This window comes from Zhaonella formicivorans, assembly GCF_004353525.1.
Taxonomy (GTDB): domain Bacteria; phylum Bacillota; class DUOV01; order DUOV01; family Zhaonellaceae; genus Zhaonella; species Zhaonella formicivorans.
In genome coordinates, this window is the sequence record NZ_CP085524.1 from 1207812 (window position 1) to 1228954 (window position 21143).

Here is a 21143-nt window from a genome sequence, read left to right on the forward strand (position 1 = left end):
ACCTTTTATGGATACTGAACTAAAATCACTGTAAGGTTATCGCCTGCCCCCCGGCTGTATGCCAGATCGACCATACAATTGACAGCTTCCTCCAATGTGCTTTCCCGCAAAATAATTTCCAAGAGTTCCTCTCCCGGTATAAGGTTGAAAAGGCCATCAGTGCACAGGAGTAAGTGATCCCCTGGCTCCAAATTTACTTCGATTAAATCAATGTCTACCTCGGAATCTGCTCCTACGGCACGCATCAGCACATTGCGCCGGGGGTGGTGCTGCGCCTCTTCTTCCGTCAAACCGCCATTGCGTAGGAGTTCGCCAACATAAGAATGATCGCAGGTGAGCAAATTTATAGACCCTTTTCTGATTAAATAAGCCCGGCTGTCACCTACGTGGGCTAAATACAATTTGCTGCCCACAATCCAAGCCGAAGTCAGAGTAGTTCCCATGCCTTGGCGGGAAAGATCATCCTGGGAGTCAGAATAAATCCGCGCATTGGCGTGAGTCACTGCCTCCTTTAGGGCTGAAAGATGATCTGTTCCCGCTCCGTCCAAGTAATCGGCAATTACTTTGATAGCCATTTGGCTGGCCACTTCCCCCGCTAAGTGCCCTCCCATTCCATCGGCTACAATATACAGTCCTTTAGCCGGATCACAGAGAAAAAAATCCTCATTGCTTTTTCGTACTAAACCTGCCTCACTACGTGCTGCCGCTCTCATTCTCCCACCCCATTACTTCAAAAGTCACATCCCCCAGGCGCAATAAATCGCCGGGTTGTAAACGCTTGTTGCCTTTAATTCGCTTGCCGTTTAAAAATGTTCCGTTGGTACTGCCCAAATCCTGCAGGACCAAGAAACCATTTTCTTGACGAAGCGCAGCATGCCGAGCGGAAATATGTGGATCCCCGATGGCAATATCACTATCGGCATACCGGCCTAACACCACCTGATCTCCTAAAGGAAAAATGTCCCCTGGTTGCAAATTTGACGATTCTCCCGACTCACGGACTACAAGTTTGTAGCTGTTAGACATATTCCGTCCGGCCAATTTGATCCTGGATAAATCTTCAACCACAGCCCGAAAAACAGCAAAGATAAAAAGATAGAGAAGCACGAGGAAAGCATAGCGCAGCAATGCCAGTATTAATTCCACCAAATGCTTACCCCTCCTCAAACTGCAATTCGGTCCGGCCCACAACAATCTTGTCCCCGGGATGAAGCCGTCCTTTATTTATCCTGCGACCGTTAAGAAAAGTGCCGTTGGTGCTGCCTAAATCATTCAAGAAATAACAGCCGCCCGCATATTCAATTTGGGCATGAATTCTGGAAATATTGCTGTCATTAAGCACAATATCATTTTCTTGATTCCTACCCAGGATATACTTTCCTTTTTCCAGCCTAAAACATTTGCCCTCGTCGGGACCACGGATAACCCTGAGGAGCCACCCCCCTTTAACAACAGTTCTGGCCAGTAACTCCTGTTTATTAAAAGTTAAAGTATCCTCAATTTGCTCTTGCAGCTTTTCCTGTTCCGCTTTTTCCTCCTTTGGCGGTTCTACAAATTGCTGTTTGATCTGGATCGTACCTTGAGGAATGCTTGAATCTACCCGGAACCGGACCTGTGGTTTACCCAACAAAGTAAGGTTCCGCTCTCTGGCCTTGGCAACAAGAACTTCCCCCACTTCCGCGCTAAAAGCTTCTTGAATGGCTGCAAACTGATTCCAATCATCTTGGCTCAAAGCAATTTCATAAAAATTAGGCACGTAAATTTTATTGATACTGGCCTTTTGATTTTTAAGCATTGCCTTCACAGCCTTCCGGGCAACTTCCTGGGGCTGCAGCGGGCCTTTAAATCGTCGGCCAAACCATCCTTCAACCCATTGCTCCAAAAAATCCTCAACAACTCTTAAAAAAGACATTTTACTTTACCCCTCTACGCCGTAGCTGCCCACAGGCCGCCTCGATATCGCCGCCTTTTTCTTCTCTGATGGCAGCTTCTATCCCGGCATCTTCCAATTCTTTTGCAAAGGTTTTAATCCTGCTCTCGCCAGAACGCACTAAACCGGTCTCCGCAACACTGTTTAAAGGAATCAAATTGACATTGGCAAGCATCCCTTTTAACAGTTTTGCTAATGCCCTGGCATGAGCGCGGCTATCGTTTTTCCCGGCAATTAAAGCGTATTCAAAAGTAATCCTTCGCCCGGTAAGTTCAATGTAATAAGCACATGCTTCCATAAGTTCTTGCAGTGGGTATTTCTTATTGATTGGGAGCAATTCATTGCGCAACTCATCGGTAGGAGCATGCAAAGAAACAGCCAGCACAATGGGCAATCTTTCTTGAGCCAGTTTTTTGATTTGCGGGACCACACCGCAGGTGGAAAGGGTGATACGGCGCAAGCCAATATTTAAACCCGCTGGCTCGTTCAGAATTCGAATCGCTTTAAGCACATTTTCATAATTGAGAAGAGGTTCCCCCATGCCCATAAAAACTACATTGGTAACTTTGGCCTCAGGCAAATTTACCCGTAAATCCCTTTGCACGGTTAAAACCTGACCCACTATTTCCCCTGTAGTCAAATTCCTCTTCCAACCGGACAAACCAGTAGCGCAAAAAACACATCCCATAGCACAACCTACTTGCGAAGAAACACAGACCGTATGGCGGTCACGGCTTTCTCGCCCGGTATAAGACATGCGGACCGTTTCAACTGTTTCTCCATCAGGCAAGCTTAACAAAAATTTGACTGTATCATCCTGCTGTGATACCAACTTGCGTTGAATTTTCAAGGAAGTTATGGCGACTGCCTGGGATAATTTTTGCCTCAATCCTTTAGAAAGATTGCTCATCTGGACAAAATCAGTTGCCCCTTTTTGGTACACCCATTGAAACAATTGTTTAGCCCTGAACTTTTGCTCACCCAAGTCTTCGAAGAGAAGACAATATTCCTCCATACTCATTCCTTGAAGATCAATCTGGACCATGCAGCGCCTCCGTTTGCTTTCTATTCTAGTATACAGCAAAAGTCAACCAATATATACCAGACATAGCAGCGTCTAGCTCAGCCAATAAGTATTTTTTCCTCAGGATATTTAAAAGCGCTTTTTTGGGCTTTTAAGGCTATGGCGAAAGCCAAGGTAAGCGGCCCTACCCGACCGGCAAACATAGTTAGGATAATGAGTATCCTTCCGACAGCAGTCAGGTTGGGAGTTAAGCCCATTGTCAGACCTACCGTGCCAAAGGCAGAAGTTGTCTCAAAAATAATTGTTAAAAAGTCTGCGCTCTCTGTTATTGACAAAATCATAGTTACTACAGTTACAAGTAAAAAAGCGATAAAGGCTATAGACATAGCTTTTATAACCTGCTCCTTGGGCAGGCGCCGTTCAAAAGTGCCAGCCTGTTCCTGGCCGGTAATTACTGCCCAAACTCCCAACATGATAGAAGCAAAAGTAGTAGTTTTAATGCCACCTCCTGTAGAACCCGGAGAGGCCCCGATAAACATCAGGAGAATAATCAAAAACTGGGAGGCTTTGGTCATATCGGCAATATTTATAGAATTATAGCCGGCAGTCCTGGGAGTAACAGCCTGGAAATAGGCAGCCAGGATTTTCCCCTGTATGCTTAAAGGCTGCAAGGTTTTCGGGTTAGCAAACTCCAAAACATAAAGGACTAACGTGCCGCCCAGTATTAAAACAGCTGTAGTGACTAAAACCAATTTAGTATGTAGAACAAATTGGGAAAAACGCTTTTCTTCAATTACATCCGTAATTACGCCAAAACCCAACCCTCCTAAAATAATCAGGAATGAGATGGTAAGAGTGACCACCGGATCAGCCACATAATGTGTAATGCTGGTAAAAGGGCCATATACCTGACCAAACAAGTCAAAACCTGCATTATTAAAACCTGAGACAGCATGAAAAATGCCAAACCACACGCCCTGCTTTAACCCGAACTGCGGTATCCACCGTAAAGCGAGAATAGCTGCTGCAACCCCTTCGATTATAAGGGTCGTCAATAAAACATTGCGGGTTAAACGCACTACCCCTTGGACTGAAACTTTATTCAGCGCTTCCTGCAATAATAGTCTTTCCCGCAACCCGATCTTGCGTCCTAACAGCAAAGCAAACAAAGTAGCCACTGTCATAAAACCCAAGCCTCCGATTTGAATCAGGGACAAAATTACTATCTGGCCAAAAAACGACCAATGGATACCGGTATCTACCACAACTAATCCGGTAACGCAAACAGCCGAAGTTGCCGTAAAAAGCGCATCTAAAAAGGGGGTCGGCTGTCCGTTTGCGGAAGCTATCGGCAGCGATAACAGTATGCTGCCCAGTAATATTACACCAGCAAAACCTAAAACAAGAATCTGCGGTGGAGACAACTTCCTCTGGTTCATAAGATCCTCCTTGGCAACTCTCAAAATTTAAACAAATATATTCTACTGCAAAAAATCGAAAATACTAGAGTAAATTTTAAAAAAGAAAGAAAATTTGCCGGAGCGAAAAAGCTTGGGTTGATTTTGCACCGCGAAAAACCTAATATAGTATGAGGGTTATATTTCACTTAAACTACAAAAGTAAAGGAGCGACAATCTTGTCTATATTTCAAGCTTTAATTTTAGGTTTCGTTCAGGGATTAACCGAATTCCTGCCCATCAGCAGCTCGGGCCATCTTGTGCTTTTGCAACGGTTGTTTAAAATACAAGAAGCTTCATTGGCTTTTGACGTGATAGTTCATTTCGGCACCCTCATTGCAGTTATAATTTTCTTTTGGTCGGATCTTATTGCTATCGTTAAAAAACCTTTTGATAAGCTCTCTGTGTTGCTAGTTGTGGGGACAATACCCACTGCGCTGATCGGCCTTGCTTTTGGTAACTTTTTTGAACAAGTTTTTCATACTGGGCAAAGCTTAGGGATAGAATTCTTTATCACCGGAGTGACTTTATGGCTGGCTGAAAGTTTGCGCAGCGGTTCAAAGGTTTTAAAGGAAACTTCAGTTTTTGATGCAGCTTTTATCGGGACCATGCAAGGCGTGGCTATTTTGCCGGCAATTTCCCGTTCGGGGCTTACTATCGCCGGGGCCTTGTTCAGGGGCCTTGACCGGAAATTTGCCGCCCGTTTTTCCTTTTTGCTTTCTATCCCCGCTATTTTAGGAGCCACCGTACTTGAGGGCAAAGACCTATTCACCGCCGGCTTAACCGGGAATGCACTCTGGCCCCTGCTTGTTGGCGCATTTGCCGCTGCACTGGCCGGCTATGTGGCCATCAAGTTTATGCTAAAAATATTGGAAAAGGGTACTTTAAAGATCTTTAGCTATTATGTTTTTCTTTTGGGAGCTTTAGTATTAGTAGATCAGTTGTTTTTTAATTTGTTCTTCCCACCCTTGTTTTAAACTGTACGAACAAGAAAACAACAAAGGAAGAAGCGTATGAAATGTACCGCTAAAATCTTCGCCTGCTGCAGCATTGCCCTTTTTTTAGTAACCGCGTGTAGTCCTGCTTGGCGGAGTGAGCAGCAGACCCAACCCGCACCGGAACATGAAGGCTACACTGCTAAAAACAGCTTTGAAAATACTGTTATTCAAAATTTGGCAAGCCTAAAAGGACGGGCTGCAGGCAGCAAATACGAAAAAAAAGCAGCCTCTATTCTCGCCAGAGAATTTGCTACTTTGGATTTAAACCCTTTAAGGGAAGGAAACAATTTCTATTTTCAGCCCTTTTCCATTCCTGCACGTTCAGCTTTTTATGAAAACAGCAGGCTCAAATTTAAAGGCACAGGCCCGGCCACCAATCAGTCGCAAAATATTGTAGGAATTCTACCGGGCAAATCCGATCAATTTTTAATTTTTGGCGCCCACTACGACGGACAGGGGATCAACAACGGACAAATCTATCCCAGTGCCAACGATAATCTGTCTGGCATCGCAGCCCTGCTGGATATTTGCCGGGCCTTAAATGCCAGGAAAAATCGCAACTTAAACTATGTATTTGTAGCTTTTGGAGCCGAGGAAATGGGCTTGTATGGCTCCGAATATTTTGTTAAAAATCTACCGTTCCCCAAGGAGAAAATAACCGGGATGATCAATTTGGACACGATAGGCACTGCCTCCGGCAAAATGGTAATTGAAGCAGTGAAAAATTCCCCGTTGGTGCAAACCGTTTACGATAAATTGCTGCAGTACGACTTTCAAGTAACACTGGACATAACCGACAAACGCACCTCCGACCATTATCCCTTTGGCCAAGCGGGTATTGACTCCTTATCGGTAATGGCTTGGGACTGGCTTGCTAATAACCATACCCCTCAGGATACTTTGGACAAAATAGATTATAAACAGCTTAAACTGGTCTCCAGAGCAATCAGCGATGCCGCCATGTGGCTGGATGAAAATTTAAAGCAATAAAAAAAATGCTTACCTGCGTACCATCCTGGCCATAAAAAATCCGTCTGTCCCGTGAACGTGGGGTAAAAACTGGAGGTAGCCGCGTTTGGCCGTAGCCAAGTCGTCTACTCGCTCTGGGGTAAAAGGCAATAGATCTAAAATGCTCTCCAGCTGAAAATCAGCATTCTGTTTTAAAAACTCGGTCACAACCACGATATTTTCTTCGGGAGAAATGGAGCAAGTGCTGTAGACCAATACTCCGCCAGTCTTCAACGAACGGCAAGCTCCGTTTAAAATTTCCAACTGCAAGGTGCTTAAATCCTCTATTTGCTCCGGAGTTTTTTTCCATCTGGCATCGGGTCTCCGCCGAAGCACACCTAATCCCGAACATGGTGCATCAATTAAAAGGCGATCAACTTGTCCTTGGAAGTTTTCCCCTATTTTTCTGGCATCCAAAAGCTTTGTTGCGATGCTTTTGATACCTAAACGCCGGCAGTTTTCCGCAATCAGCCCCAATTTATGTTCATGCACATCGCAGGCAATAATTTGACAATCGTCTTCTGCCAGCTGGGCCAAGTGAGTCGTTTTTGTCCCTGGCGCTGCACAGGCGTCGATCACCAAATCCCCGGCCTTGGGCCGGACCAGGTGGCTTATCAGCATGGAACCTTCATCCTGCAGTAAGAATTCTCCTGCTTTAAAAGCTGTCAACTCTTCCAAACTGACAAAGTTATGGATTAAAAGTCCCTCCGGAGTGAATAGGCTCTCTTTAGTTTCAACACCTTCCTCTGCCAATTTGGCGGCCAACATGCTCCGGGTAATCTTCAAAGTGTTGGTCCTGATACTGTTTGCTGCCGGTTGGTTATTTGCCTTGCAAAGGGCGATAGTATCTTCCACGCCGTATTGTTTAAGCCAGCGCTCCACCAGCCAAGCCGGATGGGAATATTTCAAGCTGATATGTTCAACTGGGTTCACATCCAGTTCCGGAAAAGAAATTGAACCCTTATTTCTTTCTACGTTGCGCAACACGCCGTTCACCAGTTTCACCGTACCGGCATGTCCGTATTTCTTGGCCAAGTTAACGCATTCATTTATTGCCGCGGAAGCAGGTATTTTATCCAGGTAAAAAAGCTGGTAAACCCCCAGGCGCAGGATATTCCTGATCCAGGGGGTTAATTTTCTTAAACCGCGGGCAACAAATTTTTCCAAAACCCAGTCCAAAGTGTTTCTGTGTCGGGTAACTCCATAAACTAACTCTGTAGTTAGACCTCGCTCCAGTTTGCTAAGACCGGTTTGCCCGATAGCCTGACTTAAAGCCAGGTTAGCAAAAGCATCCTCTACTTCGATTTTATACAAGACTTTTAGTGCAACTTCCCGGGCCGACTGCATCTATTCATCCCTTCTTAACATGCCGGATAAAATGAAGAGGCGAAGGAGAGTTAAAACAGCCGTCAGCGCCGCTGCTACGTAGGTCAGGGCAGCTGCACTTAATACGCTTCTGGCCGGGCCAACTTCCTGGCGGGTCAGGTAACCGCCCCCTTCCAGCAAAGCAATGGCCCTATTAGATGCGTTGAACTCTACAGGTAGCGTAATCAGTTGAAAAAGCACCACGGCTACAAAAGCCATAACTCCGAATCTGGCTAAACCCGCAGCTCCTAAAATAAGGCCTAAAAAGAGCAAGGGAAAAGCCAGGTTTGAGCCGAACTGGGCAATAGGAGCTAAGTTATTGCGCAGTGCCAGGGGAAAATAGCCTACATCATGCTGAATAGCATGGCCTGTTTCATGGGCAGCAATCCCAAGAGCGGCCAGGGAACTGCTGTGGTAAACCTGAGAGGAAAGACGCAGTTTCTTGTGCCGCGGGTCGTAATGATCTGTAAGGTGACCAGGGATCATTTCAACCTCCACATCATAAATGCCCGCTTCCCTTAAAAGCTGCCGGGCTACGGCTGCCCCTGTCAGCCCTGTGGTCGAGGAAACCCTGGAATATTTAGTAAATGCCCCCTGTACTTTAGCCTGGGCATAAAGTGACAAGATAATTGCCGGTATCAACAAGACAAATGTGGGATCAAAAAACGGAAACATTAAACCCCCTCCTTAAAATTCTTCTTTATCCTTATTTTATCTGATAAGGCCTACCTTGTAAACCCCGGTGGGGTATATCCAGGGAAAAAGACTGCTCTGCCAAGTTCTGATTTTGTATAAGGCAAATAAGTGCTTCTTCAACTTGGTCAATGTATACGTCGGTATTAAAGCAAGGTCCCTGGGGCCGCAAATTTAGAACTCCCAAAACTGGCATGGGATTGATTTCCTGTATGCCGCTGGTCAAATCCCGTTCACAGGCAATAGCTACTATTCCTTTTGGCCGCAGATCCTTCACGAACTTTCTTGCCAGCGTGCCGCCGGAAGCAACCGCCAATTTGACTCCATACTTGTCTTTTAGGTTATGCAAATCATTGATAACACATTTACCGCATCGACGGCAATTCTCGACATCTACGGTAATTTTATACTGACATTGACTCCATTGTAGGCAGTGAGGCGCAAGGATCATAATTTCCTCAGACTTAAACATCAACTTACGGTTGCGTACCAGTTCATTGTTCACAGCAATAAAGGATCTTTTTATGCGGTCCTGATCAATGTTAAAAATTTTACCTAAACCGAGGGCAATGGGAAAAAGCATATTAACCGCTGCCAGCATAAGGTTCTCCATGGAAGGGTTTGCTTTAGCGCTCCACAAATTAACTATCAAGCTAAGTAGCCCAAAAGCCAGGGCGCCCAATAAGAGAATGACTGCTCCTCCCAAGATTAAAAAAAACTGGTTTAGTAAATTAACCCTGTGTACAGCCAATAACCAACCTAGGATAATTAGGGCCAAAATAGTAAACAGACTGAGGAGCAACAGGCCAACAAAAATCCGCTTTGGGGTATTCATCATTCTCTACTTCCTAAAACTATACCCGGTTCTACGTTATAACCGCGGCAAAAGGCCGCGGCTTCCATGGCCTGTTTTCCCTGAGGTTTAACTTTAGTAATCAGCAAAGCTCCCCTGCCACACTGCACAACAAACCCTCTGTTTTTATCCAAACTCAGGATTGCTCCCGCCCTTGCATATTCCGGTTTTTCCAGCGACTCGGCTTCTAAAATTTTTAGCACTTTCCCTTTGTAAGTAGTATACGCACCAGGCCAAGGATTCATGCCCCGGATAAGATTGGCTAACTCTCTGTTAGACTTAGACCAGTCGATTTCTTCATGTTCCCGTGTCAACTGCGGAGCATAAGTAGCTTTAGACTCATCTTGGGCGAAGCGGGGAGCAGATCCCCGGGCAAGCAGTTCCAGAGTTTGTATTAACAACTCCGCTCCCTTCTCTGCCAGCTTGTCATGCAGCGTACCTGCCGTATCCTGTGGCTCTATGGGCACTCTTTTTTGCAAAATTACATCTCCGCTATCCATAGAACGGGCCATGTACATAGTGCTGACTCCGGTTTCTTCCTCACCGTTGATAATAGCCCAGTGAATTGGTGCTGCACCACGGTAGGCCGGTAAAAGTGAGGCGTGCAGATTTATACAGCCAAAGGGAGGAAGGTCCAAAATACTTGCCGGTAATATTTGCCCATAAGCAACAACGACAATTAACTCAGGCGCCAGCTTTTGCAAAAAAAACTGTGCTTCAGGATCCTTAATGCTTTCCGGTTGGAACACAACTAACCCTAAATCCAAAGCAGCTGCTTTTACCGGCGACGGCTGCACCTTTTGCCCCCTCCCCTTAGGCCGGTCAGGCTGGGTAATTACAGCATCCACCTGATGTCCTGCATTCACTATCTTTTTTAGACTAGGTACCGCAAAATCAGCGGTGCCCATAAAAACTGTGCGCAAAAAATAACACCTCTTTTAAATAATAGAATGCCACTTAACTTTAGTCCATTTTTTCCAGTCTATCTACGAATAGTATCCCCTCCAGGTGATCGATCTCATGCTGCATGGCTCTGGCCAAAAGACCCGTTCCTTTAATCTCAAACTCCTTGCCTTCCCTGTTCAAGGCTTTAACTGTAACCTCAGCCGCCCGTTTCACTTCCCCCTGAACTCCGGGAATGCTCAAACAACCTTCGGTGTCGATCTCTTCACCATTCATGGCGATAATTTCCGGGTTAAGCAGCTCCAACAAGCCCTCGCCCACATCAATGACCACAACCCGCTTGGAAACACCAATCTGCGGCGCTGCCAAACCAACCCCGTTTGCTTCATACATTGTGTCCTTCATATTATCTAAAAGCTTAATAATATTGGGCGTAATGCTGGATACTGGTTTCGCCTTTTCCCTCAACACCGGGTTCCCAATTTTCACGATATTATATACTGCCATTGCAATTCCTCCTTAAAACATCCCAAGTGGGTCCACATCTATGCTCCAATGCAGCCTGCCGGCTAAATGGGTTGCTTGATGGTATTGCTGTAAACAATTACCCAAATTTCGGCGCATTTCTTCAAGCCTATCGCCCTTCAAAATAATTTGCCAGCGGTATAAATCCTGCAATTTTTGAATAGGAGCAGGGGCAGGGCCAAGCACAACAACTTCCGGCGCATTTTTTGTTTTTACCAACTGCGCAAAATCCTGGCAGCCTTGAATAACTTTTTCCTCATCCTTCCCTGAAATCAGCACCCTGATTAAATGGACGAAAGGTGGATAACAGAGTTCCTTACGGACCAATATTTCCTTTTGATAGAATTCCTGATAATCATGTTTTTGGGCAGCCAGGACCACTTCATGGTCAGGCCAGTAGGTTTGAATAACCACCTCGCCTGGTTTGCTGCCCCTGCCGGCCCTACCCGCCACCTGTGTCAACAACTGAAAGGTGCGTTCTCCGGCCCGGAAGTCGGGCAGGTTTAAACTTAAATCAGCGCTGATTACTCCTACCAAAGTAACACCGGGAAAATCCAAGCCTTTAGCAATCATTTGGGTTCCCACTAAAATATCCAGGTCTGACTGCTTGAAAGCCTGCAAAATTTCCTGCCTATACCCTTTCTTGTTGGAAATATCGGTATCCAGCCTACCAACTTTAGCTTCCGGAAAAAGCAGTCTGACTTCTTGCTCCACCCTTTCTGTACCGATGCCAAAACCCCGGATCCGCCTCGAACCGCATTCTGGACAAGCTTGTGGCACTTCCTGCCGGTAGCCGCAGTAATGGCATTTTAGCTCCCGGGCGGCGGCATGATAAGTTAAAGAAATGGCACAAGATTTACAGCCTATAGTATGTCCACAATCCCTACAGACAAAAAAACTGCTGAAACCTCTCCTGTTTAAAAAGAGAATAGTCTGTTCCCGCTTGTTCAGACGTTCTTGGATTTTTTGTTGCAGTGTTCTGCTGAAAATGCTGAAATTTCCTTGACGCAGCTCTTCCCGTAAATCCACAACATGCACTTGAGGCAGCGGCCTGGACTCAAACCGCTCGGTCAAAGTCAATAATTCAAATTGACCGGTGCTGGCCCGGTAAGCCGATTCAATAGAAGGCGTGGCACTGCCCAAAAGCACTAAAGCCCCGTTTAACTCTCCTCTTTTTAAGGCTACTTCCCGGGCATGATACTTGGGGTTTGTCTCCTGCCGGTAACTGTTCTCATGTTCTTCGTCAAGGATTATCAGCCCCAAATCAGAAAAAGGCGCAAAGATAGCGGAACGAGCGCCCACTATAATCGAAACGTGTCCACCGGAAATTTTCTCCCAGGCCAAACGCCGCTCCTTGGGAGTTAAATCGCTGTGCCACGCAACCACCTCTTCCCCAAACCGGGCCCGGTAACGCCCTACCATTTGCTCGGTCAGAGCTATTTCCGGTAAGAGTACAATTGCCTGCCTTCCCAATTGACGGTTGATGGCTAAAGCTTGCAAGTAGACTTCAGTTTTGCCACTGCCCGTAACCCCAAAAAGCAATTGAGCAGCAAACTGCCCTTTCCGCAATGCTTCCTTAATCCGAACCAAAACCCTCCCCTGCTCCGGGGTCAGTTCGTAGGGCTGTTGTAGTTTCTGCTCTTTTTGCTGTTCCAGAGTGATTAGTTCAATATAACCCTTATCTTGAAGAGCTTTAAGATTCGACATGGAGGCAGCGGCTTTTTTTAATAGGGGTTTGACGGGCAAAACAGGTTTATCAGCTAAAATTTTAATTACAGCCGCTTGTTTTGGAGCCCTTTTTAACTGTTGCAAAACTTCCTCTGCCCGCAAACCGGGCTTTAACCTGACTGCCTGATCTATCTTCGAACCGGTCCTTTGGCTTATTGGGGGCAAAATTGCTTGCAGCACCACACTCAAGGGACAGATATAGTATTCAGCCATCCAACGGGCTAACTTAAGCAGTTCAGAAGTCAATGGTGGAACATTTTCCTGAACAGCTTTGATTTCTTTGGTAACCTCCACCTCTGCCTTTTCGGCAAAACCAATCACCACTCCACCGACAGTCCTGTTGCCAAATGGGACAACTACTCTGCTGCCAAGTTGTACCTTTTGCTTTAAAGTGCCCGGTATTGTGTAATGAAAAATCCTATCAAGCTTGCGGTTAGTAAGTTCCACAACTACCTCGGCATATGGCAACCAATCCATCCCCCTCCCAATTTAAGGCTATTATACCAAAAACACATCATGGTATAAACAAACTTTTGGCGCAAAAAAGCAGAACGTGTTTACGGTTATATTTTGGGGAGCAGGGTGGAAAATTAAAGTGAGGAGGTGAACGCACATGCCGATTAAAGCTAGCTGTCCGATGGACAACTGCCAGTACAAAAGCCAGGACGGGGGATGCCAAAAAAATTTCCCGACAAGTAAAATTGACAGCAGCAAAGCTGACAATTGCCCTAGCTGCTTTAAAGCAAAATAACTTGACTTGCAAAGCCGGCGTGCCGGCTTTCTATATTTTTCATACCTGTGTTATTTTTGCAAAATCTCTACTTGCTTAATCCTATTTCCCTCCATTTTGGCAACTTTAAATTCCATTCCTTCCAGTGTGAAAATCTCTCCTTCCTCTGGGATCTTGCCTAAAGTGCTATAAACAAACCCACCTAGTGTATCTGCGTCAGAACTGCATAGGTTGATATTAGTCTCCTCCCGCAGTTCATCGAGGCGAACTGAACCGTCAATCAAGGTAGTATTCTCGTTTACACTAATAATGCGATTCTCAACATAATCATATTCATCGTCTATTTCGCCTAAAATTTCCTCCACTAAATCCTCCAAAGTCACCAAGCCTGCCGTCCCGCCAAATTCATCAACTACTATTGCCAAATGAAACCTGTGTTTTTTCATTTCTCTGAGCAAATCGCCGACCTTCTTAACTTCCGGCACAAAATATGCCGGGTGGACAAATTCCGCAACTTGGCGCTGCCGGTCCAAGCTTTCCATAGCTAGGGCCAAATCTTTCACGTAGATTACGCCCAAAATATTATCAATAGTATCTTCGTAAACCGGAATACGCGAATATTGTTCTTCTTGCAGCTGGTACAAAAAATCAGCCAACGTCAAAGAGGAAGGTACTGCAAACATGTCGGTCCTGGGCACCATTACGTCTTTAACCAGTGAATCCGTAAATTCAAGGACGCTGTGGATCATCTCCTTCTCTTCAACATGCAGCACCCCTTCTTCCTGTCCCACATTAACCAGGGTTAAAATTTCCTCCTCGGTAATTAAAGGCTCTTTTCTGTTTTTGTAACCTAAAAACTTTAACACCCCATTGGTCAAAAATGAAAATAGTTTAGTTAACGGAAAAAATAATTTCATCAGCACACTTATGGGCTGCACAACCAGATAAGAAACCCGTTCGCTGCTGTGAGCGGCAATGGATTTAGGGACGATTTCACCGAAAATCAGCACCAACAAAGTCATCACGGTGGTAGCAATTGCCAAACCAATTCTTTCACCCAACAGTTCCACAGCCAGTATTGTAGCCAAAGCCGAGGCCCCGATATTGACAATGTTATTTCCAATTAAAATAGTACTTAAAAGCTTGTTAGGCTGGCTAACTATTTTGGCTACTTTTTTGCCTTTTGCATTGCCATGTTCCGCCAGGTAACGTACCCTAATCTTGTTTATGGACATCAAAGCAGTTTCCGCAGCTGAAAAAAAGGCTGAAAAAAGCAGCAAAACCCCCAGTAACAATAAACGCAAAAAAATCTGACCGTCCATATGAAATACCCCTTTGATTTAGGCAATAAATTTTTCATCTATTCTACCCCAAAAGGATCTAGCTTATTTCCATGGACAAAACAAAAACCCGCCCAGCAAAAAGGAGCGGGTAGCAATCCCCAAAAAGCTGCACTTACAGTTTCTCTTCCACAGCTTTAATTTTTCCTTCCATAGTTACTTCTTTGTCCCGCCGGTCATCGATTTTAATTACGGTAGATACCCTTTGGGCTCCTGCTGCAAAGACCGCTTCTTGCATTTCCCGGATTGCCTCCATGATCTCATCCAAATCGCCCTCTAAAACAGTGAACATGGGGCTCAATTGACGCTTCAGATGAGGCTTTTGCAAAAGCACCCGTTCCGCCGCAGCCACAAAGCTGCTTACACTTGTTCCCACCCCTAAAGGAGTTATGCTGACTGCTACAATAGCCAAAATGCATCACCCTTTCTAATAATAATATCTGCATGAGAAAGTCAATACTACTGATAATGAACTTTAACGAGGTGATTACAGTGAGACTCCTGTCACTGAAACGTAATTTAGGGATATTTGACAGAGTACTGCGGGTAATTGTAGGTTTGGCTTTATTAGCCTTTGGTTATTTAGCAACCTTAAACACACCTTCCACCATAGCAATCTACGTTCTAGGAATAATTATGCTGGTTGAAGGTTTTGCCGGCTACTGACTTTTCTACGATTTGCTTGGTTGGTCAACCTACGGAGAAAACTAGTATTGGTAATTGAGCACTCCTTTAGGTAAATTATACCATTTATTAGTCAGCAAATAAACAACGAGCTAATTGCGATGTTCCAGGAGTCAGATGGGACAAGGAATGAGAGAAACACAAAAATATATTTTCTCCCAAGATACATGCCATAAAGGCTAATTATAGCCTCATGTCCTAAGACTTAGCTAAGCAATAAAATAAGGCAGGCAAATCCCCTAAGTGGTAAAATGTAAGTGATCAAATCATTAACCCAAAAAGGAGGTTGCCTGCATGGCTATTATACCACAACTCAAGCTATTTAGCTGGAACGAAATTGAAGGACTGGGTGACTTAGAACGATTGCGGCTCGTACTAGAGTACATGCCAGATGAAGAATTGATGCGGCTATTGGAAGCAAAGCGAGGAAAGGGTCGGGATGATTACCCAGTGCGGGCGATGTGGAATTCAGTGCTTGCAGGAATAGTATTTCAACATGATAGCGTAGAAAAATTACGGCGTGAACTGGGCCGGAACGGGCAACTCCGTGATATGTGTGGATTTAAAGGTACGGCAGTACCTCCGGCTTGGGTTTATACACGTTTTTTAAAAAGCATAGTCGAATATACTGAAGAGCTCGATAACATTTTAGATCGCCTCGTTGAGCAGTTGCAAGAGATTTTGCCTGAATTCGGCAAGCGTCTAGCCATCGACAGTAAAGCGATCTCGTCTTACGCTAAGCAGCAGAATAAGAATCAAACACCTGATGGCAGGCGAGATACTGATGCCGATTATGGCAAAAAAGAATACAAGGGTGTAACCGAAGATGGCAGACTATGGGAAAAGATCATCAAATGGTTTGGCTACAAGTTACATTTAGTCGTAGATGCAACTTATGAACTACCAGTAGCCTTTAAAGTTACCAAAGCCTCGGCTTCGGATATTAAAGAAGGTCATGCCATGCTTGAACAAATAGAGCGGAGACAACCAGAGATATTGAAAACAGCAGAGACCCTAGCAGCAGACAAGGGTTATGATGACACAAAGCTTATTGAAAAGTGCTGGGATAAGTATCAAATCAAACCGGTCATTGATATCCGTAATATGTGGAAAGACGGAGAAGAAACACGGTTGCTGAGCGGAAAGGAAAACGTAGTCTATAACTACAAAGGTAATGTATACTGCTATTGCCCGAAGACAAATACCCGGCGGGAGATGCCCAGTGGGGGATTTGAAAAAGACCGTAATACACTAAAGAAGCTATGCTGTGCCGAACATTACGGAATAGAATGTAAAGGCCGGGAACAATGCCCAGTAGCACAAGGGATACGTATACCCCTTTCAGAAGATCGGAGAATCTTTACGCCGATCGATCGAGCAAGCCAAAAGTGGGAAAAAGAATACGATAAGCGCACCAGCGTTGAGCGAGTAAACAGCCGTATTGACGTATCATTTGGCTTTGAACTGCATACGATCCGGGGCATGGCCAAGATGAAAATGCGATGTGGATTAGCATTATGTGTTATGTTAGCTATGGCGCTAGGACGAGTGAAAGAAAAGCAGGCAGATAAAATGAGAAGCTTGGTAGCTGCAGTTTAGCCACTATCATAAGTGAATAATAAATTTTAGAAAAGATATTCACAGGCCTAAATTGTGGATAACAGGACTTTTATGCTTTTTTAAAGGTTGAACTGTCAAAATATCTGTGATCCAAGTTTAAAACTTAAAAATTTAGAATGAGAAGTATTCCAATGTTATGACCTATAGAGAAAAAAAGAGTACAAAGCAAAAAGCTCACAACGGTTTCAGATTGACTTATCCAGTATTTCATCGTACAATAAGTGGTGCGTTATTTAGATGAAGCTGATGTGGCTCAGGGGTAGAGCAGCGCACTCGTAATGCGCAGGTCGAGGGTTCGAATCCCTCCATCAGCTCCAAAAAGCTAGTAATGGCAAGGGTTTCGGGTCTCAGTGAACAAAGGGCGACGGAAGGAACCGGAAACAGTTCACATTTAGTTCACCGAACCTAAAATCCCAGCCTTAGAACCGGACTGCTCTCCGGTTCTTTTTTTGCCCACCAGGACGTCATTGAACCGCAGCATGGCTTCATGCTCCACCTTGGGCATCACGTGGTGGTAGACCCGGATGGTGAAGGCCACGTCACTGTGACCCAGCCTTTCACTGACCATCTTAATGTCCTCACCGCGCTTGATCAGCAGGGTGGCGTGGGTATGACGCAGGTCATGGAAGCGGATGTCAGGCAAACCGGCTTTCTTGAGGACGGGCTTAAAGTAGCGGTCCAGGTTGTCAGGATTGAAAGGTGTACCCGTTTCGCTGGGGAATACCAGCCCTTGGTCCTCATACATCGGTCCCAGGCGGAGTTTATGCTGCATTTGCTGTATGCGGTGTTTTTTCAATGCTTCAATGACGGATGGCGGCAGTGAAATAGTTCGCTTAGAAGTTTTAGTTTTCGGCGGAACGAATTGGAGCTTCCCTTTTGCCGTTTCAAGCGTCCTCTGGACCGTCAAAAGTCCGTTCTGAAGGTCAAAATACCCTCTACACCAAAAATGTCTGTTTCCATATTTATATTTCAAGTTTGCATGCCTATCAAATATCATTAATGAACTTTTTCCTTTAAGATAACCAACGAAACTAGACACGCTTATTTTAGGCGGTATTGACACCAACATGTGTATGTGGTCTGGGCAGGCATTGGCTTCTATTATTTCTACCTTCTTGTATTCACACAGTGTTCTTAATATTTTCCCTATATCCTGTTTTATTTTTCCATATATCACTTGCCTTCTATATTTCGGTGCAAATACTATGTGATATTTGCAATTCCATTGCGTATGTGATAAACTTTCGGTATCCATTTGGATAACTACCTCCTTTGTTATAGTGCAGCTGGCGAAACCTGCACTATTTTACCAAACGGAGGTAGTTTTTTCTACTCATAGCTAAAGCTCTTTGGAACCACCTGCATAGCAGGTGGTTTTCGTTATACAAAAAGACCCAGGAGCAGTTTAACTGCTCCTGGGTCTTTCTAACAAACCTGGCACGGTGCCAGTTGTTTTTGTGACAGCCGGTAAGGGCCTTGTTTTTTGTCTTAAGGTTCTTACGGGCTGCCGCTTTTTTAAAGACTGTGAAAGCCATACAAAGAGGTGATATTTTCTGGTGAAGTGCATTTAGGATAATATCTAGGGCGTGTCATGGGCATTTTCCTTAGCAAACAGTTCAATTAGGCTATTTCTTATGGTCTTAAATATTTCTGGTTCTAGGCGGCCCAAGTAAGCCTTGACCCGCCGCACATCAACTGCGCGCAGCTGGTCCAGTAGGGCTATCGAAGCCTGGGGTATTCCACCGGAACCACGTGGTAAATGCCGGTATAAATTCGGGTTTTTCCTGGCCCATGGGCCGGTCTGCGTGGTCAAAGGTACTGCTATCACCACTGGATAACGTACTGGGCCTTGGGGTATGCCTACGACGATTGCTGGCCTGTAACCCTCTTGTTCGTGTCCTTTCGGATCGTGTAGGGGGAGAGCAATCAGCACGACATCGCCTGGTGTTAGCGGTTCATTTTTCATGCCTCCTTGCCTCCCACAACAACTAAACCTACGCCTGGTTGATAACGCACTGGCTTGCCGTTGGGCAGCCCTTCAGGCCCCCATTCATAGGGTGGTAGTCCGCCCAGGTCGGCCTCCAGCCAATCCCCGTCTTCAGTATTGGCTTTGCTCAAAACAAATTCCAAGAACCTTTTCACCGCTAGGGTCTCCTGTTCTGGCAAGGCGTCAACTAGCCGGTGCAGTTCTTCTTTAAGTAGGCTCAAAATCAGAAACCTCCTTTCGATAGCCGCGTAAAAAAGCGTCCAGGACGTCAGCATGGATACGCCAAACCCGGCCCACTTTGACTCCCGGCAGCTTACCGCGTGCCAGTAAGTTATATACAGTTTTGGGGTGGACGGCAAGACAGTGGGCCGCCTCGGGAACAGTTAAAACCTTTTCGGTTTCCATAGAAAGCAACCTCCTGTACTTATTATAACTCTTTTCCCATTTCTTGATAATCTCTCTTTAGCTGTAGAATGCTCGAATACATATTTGTAAGAGAACGTTGTCAGACAAAATGCCGCCGAAATTGCTCATCATCAAGCAGTTGCCTCAGTGATTTCTTTGGGGGCTTGGAAGAACTCCCGTCCCCATCCTTTTTTGATTCGGTCTGACACGATCATCACCTCTAAAAAATAAAAAGCCCTGGTAGGGGCTTAAAATTTTAGTTCACATTTAGTTCACATACTTGGTGAAAAAGATGGTATTTCTTGGACGTGGTAACATTATCCAGGCTGGGAAGCCTTGAAAATACTTGATTTGTTGGATTTAGAAATACACGATGGACAGCTTAAAACGCCAAAATAATCGCTCGTAATGCGCAGGTCGAGGGTTCGAATCCCTCCATCAGCTCCAAAATTATCAAGGCTTTCGGGATTTTGACCGGAAGCCTAATTTTATGATTTTGGCCCAATTTCGGTCCGATTATCTAGAAAAATTTTTGCCTCAGCAAAAGTGGGCCAACCACAGCTGCTGGGGCTATTTTCATTATTAGCTTGATGCGCAAGGCTGTAATATTATTTCACCCGTCTAGTTTGGCTGCTGACAGCGCCACAAATTATAGTTCCAAAAATTCCCTTAATGAAAAGCAGTACCTTGGAGAAGGCTATAGCTAAAAAGGAAAGGTTGGCAAACCATGAAGCCTTACATTCGAAGACGATCCGATTTTATCGGATCAAACCCAATAGCCGAGGAAAATGATGCAGGAATTATTGTTGTGAGAGATGGAAACAAATACAAAATAGCAGTGGAGATGGATGTGGATACAGTGGTCTGGGTTGATGAAATAAAAGATAGAAGAGCCCTTGATGGTTTGATAGACAGTTTAATCGATAAAGCGCCGGCAATCAGAAAGCAATTTGCCGGCTGTCGTCCAGATTATACATAAAAAGCTAAGTCCTTTTCGAGTGCCGGTATAAAAACCGGCCTTCTATTTGGCGTACAAGACCCTTTCTTTTATCCTAAAGTGTTTGTTACCTGTGAAATTACAGTTTTATCAGCTTTTTAAATTCAGATATTTCTAAACGGGCTCATTATCAGTAAAACCGTACTCAACAATAACTGTTTCTGGCACATCAGGCCAGGTCACCCGATGCTTAAATAGTGATCTTTGCCTGGCTGTCTTTTGCTTACATCGTTACATCGGGCATCTTGTGAAGAACATCTTCTAGTACTGCACAATCAGTACAGCCATTTTGAACTCCACCCTTCTTACAGGTGTCTAAACAGTAGTTGATTGATTTTTTGAGCACCTCCACTTCTTTTTGATTTAATGTTAGAGTTACCATTTGTATTCACCTGCCTTTAACCATAGTATTCTTCATTGCCTGTATCTGCATGCTAATGGCCGGCTGGGAGATGTGCAAGACGCGGGCGGCTTCTGAAAACTTTTCTTTTCGGCTACCGCCCGGAAGATTTCCATCTGATTTCGGGTCAAGAAGGAACCTCCTTTTCTAATTGCTTGCAGAACGGTTAAGTAATCTGAAACAATGCCAGTAATAGCCACCCAAACAGAGCCAGGGCCGAAGACCACAAGCAGGGAGGGCCCCCTACCTGCCTAAATAACTGCAGCTCCACGTTCAGGCCTAGCCTGGCCATGGTCAGGACCAAAATGCTTATTTGAAGAATAGACTGCTCAATGGCCGGAGCCATGAAGTTAAAAGTATTTACCAGGCTAAAGCCCAGGAAGCCGAAGACAAACCAGGGGATTGGTAATTGCAGTCTGGTCAGGGATAAGTGATGCCCAAGCCACCAGAAAAGGATAATAGCAAAGATTATGATTAATGCATCTGGCACTAAGTC

General features: G+C 45.0%; 24 protein-coding genes, 1 tRNA gene and 1 pseudogene. 6 read left to right on the top strand and 20 right to left on the bottom strand.

All coding sequences use genetic code 11. The annotated features are described in order from the left end of the window. Nucleotides 1–5: 5 nt before the first annotated feature. From EYS13_RS06020 to EYS13_RS06040, 5 genes are all read right to left on the bottom strand, one after another. Nucleotides 6–713, bottom strand: coding sequence for a Stp1/IreP family PP2C-type Ser/Thr phosphatase (locus tag EYS13_RS06020; RefSeq protein ID WP_227766930.1), 708 nt, complete (start codon nt 711–713; stop codon nt 6–8). After that, nucleotides 694–1146, bottom strand: coding sequence for an FHA domain-containing protein (locus tag EYS13_RS06025; RefSeq protein ID WP_227767817.1), 453 nt, complete (start codon nt 1144–1146; stop codon nt 694–696). Before EYS13_RS06025 ends, EYS13_RS06020 begins: the two co-directional genes overlap by 20 nt. A 7-nt stretch (nt 1147–1153) precedes the next feature. Beyond that, complete coding sequence (locus EYS13_RS06030; protein ID WP_227766932.1) at nt 1154–1912, bottom strand: FHA domain-containing protein; 759 nt, start codon at nt 1910–1912, stop codon at nt 1154–1156. Nucleotide 1913: 1 nt separating this feature from the next. Beyond that, nucleotides 1914–2975 (bottom strand): dual-specificity RNA methyltransferase RlmN, encoded by a 1062-nt coding sequence (gene rlmN, locus EYS13_RS06035; protein ID WP_227766934.1) that lies wholly within the window; start codon nt 2973–2975, stop codon nt 1914–1916. Nucleotides 2976–3052: 77 nt separating this feature from the next. Continuing rightward, the gene (locus EYS13_RS06040; protein ID WP_227766936.1) at nt 3053–4393 is read right to left on the bottom strand and encodes a TrkH family potassium uptake protein; all 1341 of its coding nucleotides are present in this window, start codon (nt 4391–4393) and stop codon (nt 3053–3055) included. 194 nt (nt 4394–4587) lie between these two features. Between EYS13_RS06040 and EYS13_RS06045 the strand changes: the two genes are divergently transcribed. Both EYS13_RS06045 and EYS13_RS06050 read left to right on the top strand, forming a co-directional pair. Continuing rightward, on the top strand, nt 4588–5388 hold the full coding sequence (locus tag EYS13_RS06045; RefSeq protein WP_423055326.1) for an undecaprenyl-diphosphate phosphatase: 801 nt from the start codon (nt 4588–4590) through the stop codon (nt 5386–5388). A 36-nt stretch (nt 5389–5424) separates the two neighbouring features. Continuing rightward, on the top strand, nt 5425–6399 hold the full coding sequence (locus EYS13_RS06050; RefSeq protein ID WP_227766940.1) for a M28 family metallopeptidase: 975 nt from the start codon (nt 5425–5427) through the stop codon (nt 6397–6399). 9 nt (nt 6400–6408) lie between these two features. Here the strand turns inward: EYS13_RS06050 and rsmB are convergent, their stop codons facing one another. The 8 genes from rsmB to EYS13_RS06090 all read right to left on the bottom strand — a co-directional run bounded on the left by rsmB (nt 6409) and on the right by EYS13_RS06090 (nt 14966). Further along, on the bottom strand, nt 6409–7764 hold the full coding sequence (gene rsmB, locus EYS13_RS06055; protein ID WP_227766943.1) for a 16S rRNA (cytosine(967)-C(5))-methyltransferase RsmB: 1356 nt from the start codon (nt 7762–7764) through the stop codon (nt 6409–6411). Continuing rightward, nucleotides 7765–8457, bottom strand: coding sequence for a zinc metallopeptidase (locus EYS13_RS06060; protein WP_227766945.1), 693 nt, complete (start codon nt 8455–8457; stop codon nt 7765–7767). Nucleotides 8458–8488: 31 nt separating this feature from the next. Continuing rightward, on the bottom strand, nt 8489–9313 hold the full coding sequence (locus EYS13_RS06065; protein ID WP_227766947.1) for a DUF116 domain-containing protein: 825 nt from the start codon (nt 9311–9313) through the stop codon (nt 8489–8491). Next, a complete protein-coding gene (gene fmt / locus EYS13_RS06070; protein WP_227766950.1) occupies nt 9310–10251 on the bottom strand; it encodes a methionyl-tRNA formyltransferase in 942 nt (313 codons plus the stop codon). Before fmt ends, EYS13_RS06065 begins: the two co-directional genes overlap by 4 nt. Nucleotides 10252–10291: 40 nt before the next feature. Continuing rightward, a complete protein-coding gene (gene def / locus EYS13_RS06075) occupies nt 10292–10738 on the bottom strand; it encodes a peptide deformylase (RefSeq protein ID WP_227766952.1) in 447 nt (148 codons plus the stop codon). Nucleotides 10739–10750: 12 nt separating this feature from the next. Further along, entirely contained in the window at nt 10751–12961 is a 2211-nt protein-coding gene (priA, locus tag EYS13_RS06080) for a replication restart helicase PriA (RefSeq protein ID WP_227766954.1), read from the bottom strand. Between the two features lie 324 nt (nt 12962–13285). Continuing rightward, nucleotides 13286–14536, bottom strand: coding sequence for a hemolysin family protein (locus EYS13_RS06085; RefSeq protein ID WP_227766955.1), 1251 nt, complete (start codon nt 14534–14536; stop codon nt 13286–13288). A gap of 133 nt (nt 14537–14669) precedes the next feature. Next, the gene (locus EYS13_RS06090; RefSeq protein WP_227766958.1) at nt 14670–14966 is read right to left on the bottom strand and encodes an MTH1187 family thiamine-binding protein; all 297 of its coding nucleotides are present in this window, start codon (nt 14964–14966) and stop codon (nt 14670–14672) included. Nucleotides 14967–15046: 80 nt separating this feature from the next. Between EYS13_RS06090 and EYS13_RS06095 the strand changes: the two genes are divergently transcribed. The 3 genes from EYS13_RS06095 (at nt 15047) to EYS13_RS06105 (ending at nt 17175) form a co-directional block, all read left to right on the top strand. Then, a complete protein-coding gene (locus EYS13_RS06095; RefSeq protein WP_227766960.1) occupies nt 15047–15220 on the top strand; it encodes a YgaP family membrane protein in 174 nt (57 codons plus the stop codon). A 312-nt stretch (nt 15221–15532) separates the two neighbouring features. Beyond that, nucleotides 15533–16837 (top strand): transposase, encoded by a 1305-nt coding sequence (locus EYS13_RS06100; RefSeq protein ID WP_227762444.1) that lies wholly within the window; start codon nt 15533–15535, stop codon nt 16835–16837. A 263-nt stretch (nt 16838–17100) separates the two neighbouring features. Beyond that, nucleotides 17101–17175, top strand: a tRNA-Thr gene (locus tag EYS13_RS06105). Nucleotides 17176–17249: 74 nt separating this feature from the next. Here EYS13_RS06105 and EYS13_RS16225 read toward each other — a convergent pair. The 5 genes and pseudogenes from EYS13_RS16225 to EYS13_RS06125 all read right to left on the bottom strand — a co-directional run bounded on the left by EYS13_RS16225 (nt 17250) and on the right by EYS13_RS06125 (nt 19250). Then, a complete protein-coding gene (locus tag EYS13_RS16225; protein ID WP_340641280.1) occupies nt 17250–17765 on the bottom strand; it encodes a site-specific integrase in 516 nt (171 codons plus the stop codon). Nucleotides 17766–17783: 18 nt separating this feature from the next. Beyond that, a pseudogene (gene tnpA / locus EYS13_RS16230) lies at nt 17784–18113 on the bottom strand (IS200/IS605 family transposase); the annotation flags it as partial. Nucleotides 18114–18437: 324 nt separating this feature from the next. Continuing rightward, nucleotides 18438–18824 carry a type II toxin-antitoxin system PemK/MazF family toxin gene (locus EYS13_RS06115; RefSeq protein WP_227766966.1) on the bottom strand — a complete coding sequence of 129 codons (387 nt, stop codon included), beginning with the start codon at nt 18822–18824 and terminating at the stop codon, nt 18438–18440. Beyond that, on the bottom strand, nt 18821–19066 hold the full coding sequence (locus EYS13_RS06120) for a hypothetical protein (protein WP_227766967.1): 246 nt from the start codon (nt 19064–19066) through the stop codon (nt 18821–18823). The genes EYS13_RS06115 and EYS13_RS06120 overlap by 4 nt, the downstream gene beginning before the upstream one ends. Continuing rightward, nucleotides 19053–19250, bottom strand: coding sequence for a helix-turn-helix domain-containing protein (locus tag EYS13_RS06125; protein ID WP_227766970.1), 198 nt, complete (start codon nt 19248–19250; stop codon nt 19053–19055). The genes EYS13_RS06120 and EYS13_RS06125 overlap by 14 nt, the downstream gene beginning before the upstream one ends. A 727-nt stretch (nt 19251–19977) precedes the next feature. On the opposite strand from EYS13_RS06125, the gene EYS13_RS06130 reads away from it, so the two are divergent. Next, nucleotides 19978–20229, top strand: coding sequence for a hypothetical protein (locus EYS13_RS06130; protein ID WP_227766971.1), 252 nt, complete (start codon nt 19978–19980; stop codon nt 20227–20229). 406 nt (nt 20230–20635) lie between these two features. On the opposite strand, the gene EYS13_RS16495 is transcribed toward EYS13_RS06130, so the two are convergent. Together EYS13_RS16495 and EYS13_RS06140 are read right to left on the bottom strand one after the other, a co-directional pair. Beyond that, a complete protein-coding gene (locus tag EYS13_RS16495) occupies nt 20636–20707 on the bottom strand; it encodes a helix-turn-helix domain-containing protein (RefSeq protein WP_423055327.1) in 72 nt (23 codons plus the stop codon). Between the two features lie 106 nt (nt 20708–20813). Beyond that, nucleotides 20814–21137, bottom strand: coding sequence for a putative sulfate exporter family transporter (locus tag EYS13_RS06140; protein ID WP_227766972.1), 324 nt, complete (start codon nt 21135–21137; stop codon nt 20814–20816). Nucleotides 21138–21143 lie beyond the last annotated feature (6 nt).

Excerpts from the sequence above, each read along its gene's own strand:
- EYS13_RS06020 (WP_227766930.1), bottom strand. The coding sequence starts at position 713 with ATGAGAGCGGCAGCACGTAGTGAGGCAGGTTTAGTACGAAAAAGCAAT.
- EYS13_RS06030 (WP_227766932.1), bottom strand. The coding sequence starts at position 1,912 with ATGTCTTTTTTAAGAGTTGTTGAGGATTTTTTGGAGCAATGGGTTGAA.
- rlmN (WP_227766934.1), bottom strand. The coding sequence starts at position 2,975 with ATGGTCCAGATTGATCTTCAAGGAATGAGTATGGAGGAATATTGTCTT.
- EYS13_RS06040 (WP_227766936.1), bottom strand. The coding sequence starts at position 4,393 with ATGAACCAGAGGAAGTTGTCTCCACCGCAGATTCTTGTTTTAGGTTTT.
- EYS13_RS06050 (WP_227766940.1), top strand. The coding sequence starts at position 5,425 with ATGAAATGTACCGCTAAAATCTTCGCCTGCTGCAGCATTGCCCTTTTT.
- rsmB (WP_227766943.1), bottom strand. The coding sequence starts at position 7,764 with ATGCAGTCGGCCCGGGAAGTTGCACTAAAAGTCTTGTATAAAATCGAA.
- EYS13_RS06060 (WP_227766945.1), bottom strand. The coding sequence starts at position 8,457 with ATGTTTCCGTTTTTTGATCCCACATTTGTCTTGTTGATACCGGCAATT.
- EYS13_RS06065 (WP_227766947.1), bottom strand. The coding sequence starts at position 9,313 with ATGATGAATACCCCAAAGCGGATTTTTGTTGGCCTGTTGCTCCTCAGT.
- def (WP_227766952.1), bottom strand. The coding sequence starts at position 10,738 with ATGGCAGTATATAATATCGTGAAAATTGGGAACCCGGTGTTGAGGGAA.
- priA (WP_227766954.1), bottom strand. The coding sequence starts at position 12,961 with ATGGATTGGTTGCCATATGCCGAGGTAGTTGTGGAACTTACTAACCGC.
- EYS13_RS06085 (WP_227766955.1), bottom strand. The coding sequence starts at position 14,536 with ATGGACGGTCAGATTTTTTTGCGTTTATTGTTACTGGGGGTTTTGCTG.
- EYS13_RS06100 (WP_227762444.1), top strand. The coding sequence starts at position 15,533 with ATGGCTATTATACCACAACTCAAGCTATTTAGCTGGAACGAAATTGAA.
- EYS13_RS06115 (WP_227766966.1), bottom strand. The coding sequence starts at position 18,824 with ATGAAAAATGAACCGCTAACACCAGGCGATGTCGTGCTGATTGCTCTC.
- EYS13_RS06125 (WP_227766970.1), bottom strand. The coding sequence starts at position 19,250 with ATGGAAACCGAAAAGGTTTTAACTGTTCCCGAGGCGGCCCACTGTCTT.
- EYS13_RS06130 (WP_227766971.1), top strand. The coding sequence starts at position 19,978 with ATGAAGCCTTACATTCGAAGACGATCCGATTTTATCGGATCAAACCCA.